The sequence below is a fragment of the Helicobacter sp. 23-1048 genome, from assembly GCF_053654545.1.
The window spans coordinates 130,317-142,748 of the sequence record NZ_JBSIUT010000003.1; the positions used below are offsets into that span (position 1 = coordinate 130,317).

Annotated in this window: 10 protein-coding genes; 1 reads left to right on the plus strand and 9 read right to left on the minus strand. The window is 38.4% G+C overall.

What is annotated here, in order from left to right:
- Positions 1-18: 18 nt before the first annotated feature.
- Both ACWIWK_RS08750 and ACWIWK_RS08755 read right to left on the minus strand, forming a co-directional pair.
- Complete coding sequence (locus ACWIWK_RS08750; protein WP_454152418.1) at positions 19-735, minus strand: efflux RND transporter periplasmic adaptor subunit; 717 nt, start codon at positions 733-735, stop codon at positions 19-21.
- Positions 732-2,087 carry a TolC family protein gene (locus ACWIWK_RS08755; RefSeq protein WP_454152419.1) on the minus strand — a complete coding sequence of 452 codons (1,356 nt, stop codon included), beginning with the start codon at positions 2,085-2,087 and terminating at the stop codon, positions 732-734. Before ACWIWK_RS08755 ends, ACWIWK_RS08750 begins: the two co-directional genes overlap by 4 nt.
- A 373-nt stretch (positions 2,088-2,460) precedes the next feature.
- Here ACWIWK_RS08755 and ACWIWK_RS08760 point away from each other — a divergent pair, with 373 nt between their 5' ends.
- The gene (locus ACWIWK_RS08760) at positions 2,461-4,452 is read left to right on the plus strand and encodes a methyl-accepting chemotaxis protein (protein ID WP_454152420.1); all 1,992 of its coding nucleotides are present in this window, start codon (positions 2,461-2,463) and stop codon (positions 4,450-4,452) included.
- A gap of 63 nt (positions 4,453-4,515) precedes the next feature.
- Here ACWIWK_RS08760 and ACWIWK_RS08765 read toward each other — a convergent pair whose 3' ends face one another.
- The 7 genes from ACWIWK_RS08765 to ACWIWK_RS08795 all read right to left on the minus strand — a co-directional run bounded on the left by ACWIWK_RS08765 (position 4,516) and on the right by ACWIWK_RS08795 (position 12,418).
- Positions 4,516-5,349 (minus strand): MetQ/NlpA family ABC transporter substrate-binding protein, encoded by an 834-nt coding sequence (locus tag ACWIWK_RS08765; protein WP_454152421.1) that lies wholly within the window; start codon positions 5,347-5,349, stop codon positions 4,516-4,518.
- A 57-nt stretch (positions 5,350-5,406) separates the two neighbouring features.
- Positions 5,407-6,006, minus strand: a complete 600-nt coding sequence (locus tag ACWIWK_RS08770; RefSeq protein WP_454152475.1) for a methionine ABC transporter permease — start codon at positions 6,004-6,006, stop codon at positions 5,407-5,409.
- Between the two features lie 197 nt (positions 6,007-6,203).
- Positions 6,204-8,357, minus strand: coding sequence for a TonB-dependent receptor plug domain-containing protein (locus ACWIWK_RS08775; protein ID WP_454152422.1), 2,154 nt, complete (start codon positions 8,355-8,357; stop codon positions 6,204-6,206).
- Positions 8,358-8,424: 67 nt separating this feature from the next.
- Complete coding sequence (locus tag ACWIWK_RS08780) at positions 8,425-9,432, minus strand: methionine ABC transporter ATP-binding protein (RefSeq protein WP_454152423.1); 1,008 nt, start codon at positions 9,430-9,432, stop codon at positions 8,425-8,427.
- A gap of 151 nt (positions 9,433-9,583) precedes the next feature.
- A complete protein-coding gene (locus ACWIWK_RS08785) occupies positions 9,584-10,039 on the minus strand; it encodes a hypothetical protein (protein WP_454152424.1) in 456 nt (151 codons plus the stop codon).
- Positions 10,040-10,137: 98 nt separating this feature from the next.
- On the minus strand, positions 10,138-10,461 hold the full coding sequence (locus ACWIWK_RS08790; RefSeq protein ID WP_454152425.1) for a hypothetical protein: 324 nt from the start codon (positions 10,459-10,461) through the stop codon (positions 10,138-10,140).
- A 358-nt stretch (positions 10,462-10,819) separates the two neighbouring features.
- On the minus strand, positions 10,820-12,418 hold the full coding sequence (locus ACWIWK_RS08795; RefSeq protein ID WP_454152426.1) for a GmrSD restriction endonuclease domain-containing protein: 1,599 nt from the start codon (positions 12,416-12,418) through the stop codon (positions 10,820-10,822).
- Positions 12,419-12,432: the final 14 nt, after the last annotated feature.

The window sequence follows — 12,432 nt, forward strand, 5'->3', positions numbered from 1 at the left end:
TGTTACTTTTATGCTTGCTTAGCGCGTTTGGATATATCCATCACCAAAAGTGCCGGGTATGATATTTTCTACCAATGCTTCGGCTTTGACCTTGCGGTTTGTCTCTCCTGCCAAAGGATAGATTTTATAAATAGTAGCTTTTTGTTTCTCGCCATCATCGACACTAAACTCAAATGTATCACCCACACGCACTTTGTTAATGTATTTAATGTCAAATTCAAGCACGATTTTTACTTCCGCGCTCACAAGCCTAAAGAGCTTTGTGTTATTTGCCCCCACACCATCGCCGAGTTCAATATCTTTTGAGGCGATGATTCCATCAAATGGGGCGAGCAAAATAGTCTTGCTAAGCAATGCTTCTTGGTAAGCCAAATCCGCTTCATATCGCTTAAAATCAGCAAAATATCTATCCAGCGAGTTTCTATCTACTGCGCCAGCAGAGCGTTTGTATCGCTCATATTGCTTTTTGTTGAAGTTGTATTGTTGGCGGATAGATTCCACTTGGGCTTGCACATCAAGGTTAAAGAGCGAGAGAAGTTTATCGCCCTTTTTTACCACACTTCCTACATCGACATCAATCTCCGCCACAATCCCACTAGAGCCAAGACTTAAATTCGCATCTTGGATTGCCTTTGCATTAAAGATAGCATAGACTCTTTCTTGTGCATTTACGCTTAAGAGAAGAGCAATGCCAAGCACGCAGATTCTGTTGATTGTTTTCCACAATACCTTCATTGTATGTATCCTTCGATTTCTTGCCCACTATAATAAATATAGCGCGCTTTTTGGATTTCATAATTATCAATGCTTTGTTTATATTTCGCTTCTGCTTCAAATTTGCGTGTTAAAGATTGCAAAAAATCGCTGAAGTTTAGAATCTGTGCGTTGTATTTTTTTTCTACATTATCAAATGAAACGGTCGCGCTTTTTAGTGCGGCTTCTGAGCTTTTAATCTGTGCTTGCGCAATCTCTAAACTTTTGCGATAGAGCTTTTCATCTTTTGCTTGTTCGTGTTTTTTGTATGCGAGTTCCTTTTCTCTTTGTAATGCGGTGTAACGAGCGGCTTGTCTTTGTTTCCAAATATTTCCAAAATCAAAGATTCTCATACTGACATTTATGCCGATGACATTTTGGTTTGGCGGGTAGCTCATTTTCATAAAGCTCGACCCACCAAAAGCTCCGCCACCAGCTCCAAGTAAATCATTAAGCGCAGGTTTGCTTGTGCTATCTAGCCCCCAATTCCACCCAAAAGTATCACTAACGCTTATGGTTGGCAAGTAAGTGATTTGTCGTGCTTGGAAAAGCGCGCTTTTTGCTTGCTCGCCTAGCGCGATAATATCCTTTCTATCTTTGACTTCTTGGGTTGGTGTTTTGATTGTTACGCGTTCAAGATTCTCTACTTCTAAGTTTGTAAGCAAAGAGAGTAGAAGTTTGTTGTTTTCAATGTCTAGCAACTTACTAGCCAAATCGTGCTCGGTGGTGAGGTATTCTGCACGCAGAGATTCCACATCGTCAATAGTCGTAAGCCCCGCTCTAAAGAGCTTTTCAACGCGCGCGATATTGACTTCTAGCTGTTTTTTCTTTTGCTCTAGGGCATCTTTTAGTGCAAGATTAGAAAAGTATCCATAATATTGCTCGATGACATTCAAAAAGAGCTGTTCTTTTGTATTTTCTCTATCAGCGACACTCGCGCGGTATAATGAACGCTGTGAGCGGAGCTTATTGGTCGTTTTAAGCCCGCTAAACACTTCCCACTCAGCTTTTAGCTGTGCGGCATTAGAAATCGTTTTCCTATAAGTGTTGTCTGCATTTTGATAGGAGTAGTTTCCATCAAGAGTTGGGAGAAACTCTGCAAACGCGGCGAATCTGCTTGCTTTTGCTTGGAGGATTGCAATGTCTTTTGCCTCTAAGTTATAGTTGTTTTTTGCTCCCTCTAAAAGCTCAAGTAGAGTGAGACCATTTTGTTTAGAATCTTTATTAGATTGATTTTGGTTTGATTGCGTGGTATTCACTTCTAGCGCACTATAATCATATACATTTGCACTTAGATTAAAGACTAACACACCAAGCATTATCAAAAAACGCATCTTTTCTCCTTAAATTTTGAAATGGATTGGAATTATAGTATATTTTTATTACTATCTCATTTACTTTATTATATTTTTTAAGGATTTATAAAAAATTACAAATCTATCATTGCCAATAAAGAATGAAAAAATGTCTTGCAAAATATATGCCACAATTTCACAATAAATCAACCCCATCGCGCCCATTGTATCCAAGCATTCTTTAAATCACATAACAATACTTGATAAAAGATACATTTTATTTTTTACTCTATTAGTCGATAGCTTATTTATGGGTGTTTTTTTTTTACTAATAATTTATTAAGCCTTATTTTGTCTTATTGCCTTAGTTTCTTAGTTTTTGGATTTTTGATGTTGTTTGTGAGGAGTGGGAATGTTTAAGAGTGTTTGTTTTAAAATTTTGGGGATTGTTGTTGGCATTTTTGTTGTCGTAATTGGCATTACGAGCTTTATGAATTACAAGCGCACAGCAAGTGAGACCATTGAAGTCTATGAGGGTTTGCAGCAGCTCGCGCTCAACTCCTCTTATACCACCATAAACATCACAATGGGAATCGAAGCAAAGCAACATTTAACCGAGTTGCAAAAATTCCTAGCAAATGTTGATAGAAACGATATTATCGCCCATCGTAGAATCTTAGGACATTTAACCAAATTTGTCCAATATGATGCGGCATTTATCGTGTATGACGATATGGGCGGGAAAATGATTTCAGAGACTTTGCGAAGCGGTATCACGCATTATACAAATGCCCCTGATGATACGAATTTTGACTTTAGCACGCGAGGGTATTATGAAGCAGCAAAATCCACGCAAGACTTTTATGTAACCACGCCCTATGAAAGCGCAGTGGTAGGAATGGAAAAAACCATTTCAGCAACTGCGGCAATGCCCTTTTATCGCAATGACAAATTCGCAGGCGTGATTGCGGTGGATATTTCAGTGGGAGGATTCCAAAGTAGGTTTAAAAATTTTGAACGCAAAGAGTTGCCAAGCTTGCAAATCTTTTTAACCGATTCAAATGGTGAGGTGTTTTCTCACGATGACTTAGAAAAGCTTGGTAAAGAAAGGCTAAAACCGCTAGGTGATGCAGTAGCAAAAGCCGTCCAAACAAAGCCAAATGGGAGAATGGAGTTTGATTTTGAGGGTGAACACAAGGTGATTTATTATCGACAAATGCCTTTTGGCTGGATAATCGCAGCAGAGGCAAATGATGAGGACTTCACAAAAGCAGTCAATGAAAGTCTTTTCGCCTCTATGAGCATTGCATTGATACTGCTAGCACTTGGTAGTGTGGGATTGTTTTTTGTTATTGTGCATTTCTTTAAACCGCTAAGTGCTATTCAGCGACAACTTGATGATTTTTTTGCTTTTTTAAATCACAAAGTTTCTCAAGTTCCTAAATTGTTACAACTTAAGAGCAAAGATGAGTTTGGGCTAATGAGTAAAGTCATTGATGAAAATATAGTGCAAACCGAAAAAATGCTCAAGCAAGATTCTGAGCTTGTAGTAGAAGTGGTAGGTGTGGTTGATGAAGCAAAGCAAGGGCGGTTTGGCAAGTCAATCACGCACAATAGCCCAAATCCGCAGACAAACGAACTAAAAAACGCACTCAATGAAATGGGCAATGCACTCTGTCATTTGGTTGGAAATGATTTGGCTAGGGCTTCAAAAGTTTTTGCTTCTTATCAGCGAAACGACTTCACACAAAGAATTGAGAATCCTCAAGGATTAGAAAAAGGTGTGAATCAACTCGGGGATTCTATCGTGCAAATGCTCCAAGATTCAGCAGCGTTTGCTAAAGAACTCGGAGAACAAAGCAAAGTGCTCGAAGAATCAATGCAATCTCTTATGGAGCGTTCGCAAAAACAAGCCACTGCATTAGAGCAATCGGCTTCTGCTGTGGAGCAAATCAACTCCTCTATGCACGCTGTAAGTGAAAAAACCAATGATTATGCCCACCAAGCCCAAGATATTAAAAATATCGTGGGAATGATTAAAGACATCGCAGACCAAACAAACCTCCTCGCGCTTAATGCTGCCATTGAAGCCGCAAGAGCGGGCGAGCACGGGCGAGGATTTGCTGTGGTGGCTGATGAAGTGCGAAAACTCGCAGAAAAAACCACAAAATCATTAGGAGAAATCGAGGCAAATATCAATATATTGGTGCAATCTGTCAATGAAATGAGTGAATCTATCAAAGAGCAAACTGATGGATTAGGACAAATCAATGAAGCTATAACACAGCTAGAGAGCGTAACGCAAGAAAATGTTGAAGTGGCGAATACTACTAATGAAATCACCAAGCGCGTAAATGGTATCGCTAATGAAATTTTAGAAGATGTCAATAAAAAGAAGTTTTAGGCAATCTTACACAAATTTAGAAGTCCCAAAAGGAACTTCTAAACAAAAATTATAAGAGTGTGATTAAAAGGCTGGGACGATTTCACCCTCGAATTTTTCCTTGATAAAATCACGCATTTTTTCACTTTGTAATGCCTTTTTGAGTTTGAGAAGTTTCTCATCGTTTGCGTTGGCACTCTTTGTAGCGATGATATTGGCATAAGGAGACTTTTCATCTTCGATGAAAAGCGCGTCTTTTGCGCGTTTGCCAGCTTGCAATGCAAAGTTTCCATTGATGACTGCTCCCTCATAATCTCCAATCACGCGTGGCAACAAAGCAGCCTCCACAGGCACGATTTTGAAATTATGTGGATTCTCAACAATGTCAGTTTCATTGCTTGAGAGATTATTGACATCTTTAATTTTTAATAATCCTTGATTGTGTAGCAAAATTAGCGCGCGCCCACCATTTGTAGGGTCGTTTGGAATCGCTATGCTATCGCCATCTTTTAGCTCATCAATGCTTGCAATCTTATCAGAATAAAAGCCGATAGGCTCGATATGCACCTGTCCGATTGAAACCAAATCAAGTCCGCGCTCTTTGACAATAGAATCTAAAAATGGCTTATGTTGCAAGAAATTTGCATCTAAGCTTCCATCATTTAGGCTTAAGTTTGGTGTTACATAATCGCTAAACTCTACAATTTTAAGTTCCACGCCATCGTTTGCCAAATCTTGCTTGATAAATTCAAGCATTTGAGCGTGTGGGACAGCAGTCGCACCCACGACAATGAGATTGCCATTTTTTTCTTCGCCTTGCGCATTTGCCTGAGAATCTTTAGGCTTATCGCCACACGCACTAAAAAAGCACAGCGCACTAAAAAGCGCACCAAAAATAAACAACTTAGACATTTTCATACGAAATCCTTTATAATGAATTTTAAACGCGACATTCTAACCAAAAAATTCTAATTCTTAGCGATTCTTTCGTAATATTTTTACCCATAAATCCCCGCCACTTTGCAGGGCTTGCACGAGCACGATGATGACAAGCACTGAATACACCAAAATATCATCGCGAAACGAGTTAAATCCTAAACGATAAGCCAAGTCCCCAAGACCTCCACCACCTACGATTCCAGCCATTGCAGAATAGCCTACAAGGCTAATGGCAGTGATAGTGATTGCATTAGCAAGAGCTGGTTTCGCCTCGCCAATCATTGCTTTAGTAATATCCCAATAGTTCGCTCCACACGCTTGCATAGCCTCGATTAAGTCTTTTGAGACTTCAAGTAATGCCCCCTCAAAAAGGCGTGCGATAAAAGGAATTGCCGCGATTGAGAGTGCGATAATCGCTGCGCTTGAGCCTGTGCTCACGCCAATGAGCGCACCACAAAGTGGCAAAAGAGCGATGATAAGCACCATAAATGGAAATGAACGCACGATATTAACCAGCCAGCTAAGGGTGGCGTTAAATTTTGGTAAAGGTTTAATGGAATCTGGACGACTAAAAACTAAAAGCACACCCAAAGGCAAACCAAACACACAGGCAAAAACAAGGCTAAAGCCCACCATATACAGCGTCTCTATAAGCCCACGAATAAGTAAAAATGCCACATCATTGCCGACAAGTGATTGTAAAATATCGATAAACGCTCTATCTGCATTGCGTAAAAATTCTTTCATTGAAGCCTCCAAATGCAAAAGTGTGAAAGCATTATAACAGGGTTGCTTAAATGGGAATCTCCCTTAAAGATTCCCAAAGATAATCCTTAAAATTTCCAATCAAGGCTTACAAACAATCTTCGTCCGGGTAATCCTCCAGCAGTGGCGTTAGTCGTGCTGTAATTGTAGTTTTTATCAAGTAAATTATACGCACCCAAAGAGAGTCGCAAAGAATCTGTGATGAAGTAGTTCCCCGCAATGTCAAAAAATACCACGCTTGGTAGCCACGCATAATCATATATTGGGGTTTGTTGTGAGCCTACATTGATTTGAGCATAGCGTGAAGTTTGCACGCTTCCATTAAAACTTATATTCCATTCTTTTTGCGGAGCAAAGAGAACATTGAAGTTGATAAGCTGGCGGGGGTGTGTGATAAATTCACTTGTATATGTGAGACTTCCATCAGGGTTTCTGTTGAAACTTTTTCTTTGCACATAGCTCCAATTAAGTCCTAAAGTGAGTATATCATCAAACAAACTCTTTTTAACATAGATTTCACCACCGATTGAATGCCCGCTTGCAGCATTTTTATAAATTAAGCAATAAGTGGATTGCCCCAAGATTCCCTTTTCGCACAAACTTGTATCGGCTGTTTGCACGCTAATAAGCATAGCATTTATATCGTTGTAAAATACATTTGCACCCACTTGTGCGCTTACCCAAGTAAAGTCTGCGCCGAGTTCATAATTTATCGCAGATTCTGGGCTGATGTTAGAGCTTGGTGCGTTAAACCCCCAACCTGCGTTATGAGAATGGATTGTCGCCATATTGGGTATATTTGTCTTTTTGCCGATATTTGCGTGCAATAGAGTGTGTTCGCCCAAAGTCGCATAGAGGATTCCTTGTAGGCTAAAGCCTTGCATATGGAGTTTTGCTTCGCGTCTTGGCTCGCTCCAAGTTGTAGGTTGCCCCTGATTTCTCATTTTTGCCATTGCGTAGAGCTCATCGCTTCTATCATAGCTTGCAGAGAGAGCGAAACGAAACACAGAATTAAGTCTTAGCGCATATTCAGCAAAAGCTGAGGCATTTAGGGTTTTAAATGCTCCTCGCAAATCATTCTCTCCATTATCTTGGCGTTTGTGGTCGTTGTATTTGAGATTTAGCCCAATTTTTAGGTTTTGATTCTCACTGAAGTTGAATTTACCCGTTTCAATAAGTCCTGCGGTGAAGTCATCATATTTCGCAGAATCTATGGTTTGATTGAGGTTGCTATGATAATACACGCGTGAGTTAAGTGAGAATAGTTTGCTAAATTTTGTATCTCCTAAAGCATAAAGTGTGGTCGCATCATAATCCACAAAATTCCATCCACCATTAAAAGATTGATTTTGGTAGTGGAAGTTTAGGCTGTATTCATTGTTTTCATCTGGCTGATAGCCGTATTTTCCGCGTAATACCTGCGAGCGTCTAGCGGTATTTGGTATATCCCTTGAGTTCATCGCGCCATAATCATACGAGTATTGTAGGGATTTTCGTTCCATTTGAGAGTAGGTAAGCTGATAATAAGTCTTGCCAAGATTGCGTCCTATTGCAGCATCTGCGCGGTTTTCGTTATCCGTGATAAACTGATAGCGCAAGGCGATTTCTAAGTCATCTTTTGGTTTTGAAGTTACCATATTTATCGCTCCACCGAGTATATCTGCACCAAATGATGGTGAAATATAGCCTTTTGATATAGAGATTTCGCTTAGTCCAAAAGTGGTAAATGCGCTTGTATCGGTGTAACTACTTGCGTTCCCGCGAAAGGTATCATTCACAGGAATCCCATCAAGATAGTAGCCGATTTCGTATTCACTAAATCCGCGTATATATATCGTATCTTTTGTCGTAGCATTAGGCATATAAAACACACCCGGTGTGAAGCGCAAAGCGCGTCCCATATCGTTTGAAAGAGTGTTTTGCATATCTTGGGAATCAACGATAGATGTCGTAGCATTATAATCAGCCGAGTTTGCCTCCGCTGTGGCTTCGATTTGCCCTAAGTCATAAATCACAGAGCCTTTAGAATCAGTGTTTTGTTTTTTGCCAAGTAATTTTTCTAAAACAGAGGGTTGAGATTCTATGTTTTGAGGACTTTGTGCGTTTTGTATGCGAGAATCTACACGAGATTCCAAGTCCTTAGCACTTATTACCCCACACCCTAATAGAAAAACGCCTAATGCAATCGCACAACGACCATTAAACAATATGTTTGTATCCATTCTAATCCTCCTTAAGACTACAAAGTAGTGTGAGGATTATAATAAACTTTATATAATATGTCAATATTTATATAGAGTTAGAATCTATCGCATTTACACTTAATCCCTGTGTTTGAAGCCACGCGATTGAATCTGCAATCGCATCTTGTTTGCCTACAAATTTTAATACCAAATGCCCGATTTCTCTGCTTTGCACAGCTTCGATATTTCCACTTATGATATTTACATCAATATTAAATTTTTTAACCATTTGGCTAATAAGCGGGTTTTGGACATTTGCACCTGTGAAAAGCACGCGATAGACATTGGTGGTATCTTGCAAATGTAAGAGTGCTTCTTTTGTATCCTCTGGTAAAAAGGCGATAAGCTCTTTTGTGATTGCCTCTTTAGGATTAGCGAATATTTCCTCCACGCTTCCACGCTCTACAATTTTTCCATTGCTAATCACGCAGACTTTATCGCAGATTTGTTGCACCACTTGCATTTGGTGAGTGATAAGCACCACGCTAAGAGAGAGCTTGCTTTGAATATCTTTAATAAGAGCGAGGATAGATTCTGTTGTCTTGGTATCAAGTGCGCTTGTGGCTTCATCGCAAAGTAGGACTTTTGGGTGGTTTGCTAATGCGCGCGCGATTGCTACGCGTTGTTTTTGCCCACCGCTAAGCTGGCTTGGGTAGAAATGTGCCTTATCCTCTAAACCTACGAGAGCTAAAAGTTCTAGCACGCGTGGCTTAATATCGTTTTTTTTCCAATGCGCCACTTCTAGCGCATACGCCACATTGCCAAAAACATCACGCGCGCTTAGTAGGTTAAAATGCTGAAAAATCATACCAATTTTACGGCGCATTTTTTGGAGCTCTCTATCGCTAAGTGCGAGCATATCCACACCATCAATATACACACTCCCGCTTGTGGGTTCTTCTAAGCGATTTATCGTGCGGATAAGCGTGCTTTTCCCCGCTCCAGAGTAGCCAATGACACCCATAATCTCGCCTTTAGCCACCGCCAAATCAATATCTTTAATCGCACAAAATCCATTTGGATAGACTTTAGTAACCTTTTGTAAATGTATCAAACTCTGTCCTTTATGCTTTGTATAAATGTGGAATCTTAGCAAGTTTTTGGGGATTTTTTGAAAGATTTAGGATTTGTGTGTTTTATTGTGCGATGAGTGCGCGGATTGTGTGGGTCTTTGTGTTTTTGCAAATGATTAAAATACTAAAATCTTAGCTGGTTTTTCTAAAATACCCAAGTGCAAGTAGCAAAAACGCGCTTGCACTTGCGATGATAACAGGAAAAAATAGCCCAAATTCTAGCCACGATTTTGCAAACTCCTCCAAAAATGCAATGTATTTCAACGCCACAAATGGTAGAATTGCCAGCACAAGAAATACCCCAAAAAATAGCGGCACAAAGACTTTTGCAACGCGCTTTAGTTTATCTTGGCTCTCTTGGTGCAATTTATATTCATTATACACGCCTCCAAGCCCCAAAAAAACGCCCATAAAAAGCGCACTACTAACAAGCGAACCCCTGCGCTCTCCTTGTCTCATAAGAAAGTCAATCTCAAAGATTCTGCCCACAAACGCCTCCAAATAGGACAAAATAAGCATACCGATAAAAGCAAAGATAAACACAGGAAAAAACGCTTTTGCAAAAATTTTAACTGATTGTTTATTCATCTTAAAACCCCTTTAATATACTTCCACCTTTCCAAATTCCGCCGAGTATAAGCCCATCCATTGCGCCTTCTATACCAGCATCAAAAGCACCGTTCCAATCAAAAGTCGCGTAAGGGGTTAGCAATCCAATCCTCATAAGTATAGGTAGCATATTTTCCAAATCCCAACACAAAACCTCCAGCTACACCATAAACAAACTGCGCCCACATTCCCTTTGTTTCCTCTAGCTCCTCTTTAGATAAAACTCGCATATTGAGATTCCCTGTGCTGCTCGTGCCAAAGAGAAACTCTATATCGTTTTGCGAGAGAGTTTGTGCTGTGCTGGATTTTGGATTCACAGATTCAATGTCAATGCTATTTGCAAAAAGCCCGCCAATGCTAACAACGCCACATAAAGTAAATATTGCAACAAGTTTATTCATCGCTCTCCTTAAATTTAAGTAGAATATAAGATTTCGCTATTTTTAAGAGCATTGATAAGAATACCTTTCAAAATTAACTTTTTAATACTAGCAGACTTTCTTGCTATTGTCAAGTAAAATGATTATATTTTTCATAATTTGGATAGAGTTTTTATGTGGTAGATTTGTGTGAAACTTTATGCAGAATTTTTGAATGTATTTGTGGGGATTTTGGGGTGGGTTTGTGTAAGGTTTTGTGTGTGAAAATTTGTGATTTAGGAGAATCTAAATGCGTAAAAATTGCCACGCAAAAAAGCGCGTTTAGATTTTGGTTTTTGCTTTTTATGTGGCTTTAAATTTTAAAATTCATCAAAAAAACTTAAATTCGTTTTATGATTTCATCTGCCAATTTTTCAGCCCTCTTTTGCAAAAATGTGTCGTAGTCATTTTCCCAAATGCCAAAAGTGTCTAAATCAATGAAATGAGTTTTTAGCGTTGCCTTTAAGTTAGGATTATCGTTTTGAAATTCTTGGATATATTTTTTGGGCTCTTTATCTTTTATTTCTCGTTTATTTAGATAATCATCAACAAGTGTTATATTCGCCAACGCATTTACATATTTATCTTGCTTTTTTCTTTTTAAATACGCTTTTGGAAAAAAGTGATGAAAATTTTTTGAAGTAGCTATGCTTAAATGTGAATTATCAAGTCTAACATTAGCATTGTTATTAAAACTTTTTGGCTCTGCATACGCCATAATACACAAGACACCTTTATCAAAAGCATTCCCAGCAGAAAAATTCCAATATAAACGACTGATAAAATCTTCTTTTGAATCGGTAGGAATTTCTTTTTGAAAATCTATTTCCTTGCTATCCTTAATTTTTTCTATAAGTTTTATATCTGCATTAAGTTTTGTTTCTGTTGCAGATGAGAATCGCCAACTAAAAGTGCTTCTAAAGAAATATTTGGAAAGAAGTTTGGCTTGCGCGTTGTTTGGTTGTTTAAATCCATTTATCCTAAAAAAATATGCGATAGGAACTAATAAAGCGGGATATGGCAATAACTTAGATACAGGAATTTTTAGAAAATTTCTAGCATAATCAACAGCTAACTTGAAACCTTTTATAGATTCGTCCCATTCGTCTATAAATCTATCTTTTGGTATTGACAATATAGATTCTCTTTTTGTATTTTTTTGCAATTTTGCACTAATGAGCTGTAAAATAAATTGCTTATTATCGGCGATAGATTCATAGTTTGCCTCTGCTAAATCATTTATCAACTCATTAAATTTATCCTCCAAATCAAAGCCATTTTGCCCATCTTTGGTCTCTGTGTAAATTTTTGCATTCATTATTTCAAAAAGCGTTAATGCTTTTCCGCTTGTGTTAATGCGCGTAAAAATATCAGCGATTTTTTCTAGCGGTAGATTTTCAATCTCAATGATAGAAAATTCATATTTTTCTATTCTGTCTTTAAATGTCTTACATTTTCTAGCATTTTCTTTGCCTATGGTATCTTGCAAGTCAAATGGGTCTTGCCTCATCAAATTATAAAAACTTATTGAATTTTCAGTTTTTTCTAGCACACAAATCTGCTCATCATCATCTATATCTTTATCCAAATCAATGTATAGGTTTTTATAATCGAATTTGTCCGTTTTTTCACCTGTCAATGCCAAAAATAAAGATGTCATTCTTTGTTGCCCATCTAGCACATAATAAATATCAACCCCCTCTTTAATCTCTTTTAAGATTTTTCCACCCAATTTTTTCAGTGATTTTAATCTCTCTTTGGTTTTCCATACGATAAAACTACCGATAGGAAAGCCTTTTAATAAACTATCAATCAAATTTGCTGTTTTTTCTTTATCCCAAACAAAATCCCTTTGAAATTTTGGAATCTGATAGCTACCATCCGCAATTCTTTCAATAATCTTTGAGTATTTTTCGTTAGTTGGCTTTGGTTGTTCCATTTTATATCCTTAAT

Coding starts and splice junctions, on each gene's coding strand:
- ACWIWK_RS08750 (WP_454152418.1), bottom strand. CDS start 735: ATGAAGGTATTGTGGAAAACAATCAACAGAATCTGCGTGCTTGGCATT.
- ACWIWK_RS08755 (WP_454152419.1), bottom strand. CDS start 2,087: ATGCGTTTTTTGATAATGCTTGGTGTGTTAGTCTTTAATCTAAGTGCA.
- ACWIWK_RS08760 (WP_454152420.1), top strand. CDS start 2,461: ATGTTTAAGAGTGTTTGTTTTAAAATTTTGGGGATTGTTGTTGGCATT.
- ACWIWK_RS08765 (WP_454152421.1), bottom strand. CDS start 5,349: ATGAAAATGTCTAAGTTGTTTATTTTTGGTGCGCTTTTTAGTGCGCTG.
- ACWIWK_RS08770 (WP_454152475.1), bottom strand. CDS start 6,006: ATGGTGGGCTTTAGCCTTGTTTTTGCCTGTGTGTTTGGTTTGCCTTTG.
- ACWIWK_RS08775 (WP_454152422.1), bottom strand. CDS start 8,357: ATGGATACAAACATATTGTTTAATGGTCGTTGTGCGATTGCATTAGGC.
- ACWIWK_RS08785 (WP_454152424.1), bottom strand. CDS start 10,039: ATGAATAAACAATCAGTTAAAATTTTTGCAAAAGCGTTTTTTCCTGTG.
- ACWIWK_RS08790 (WP_454152425.1), bottom strand. CDS start 10,461: ATGAATAAACTTGTTGCAATATTTACTTTATGTGGCGTTGTTAGCATT.
- ACWIWK_RS08795 (WP_454152426.1), bottom strand. CDS start 12,418: ATGGAACAACCAAAGCCAACTAACGAAAAATACTCAAAGATTATTGAA.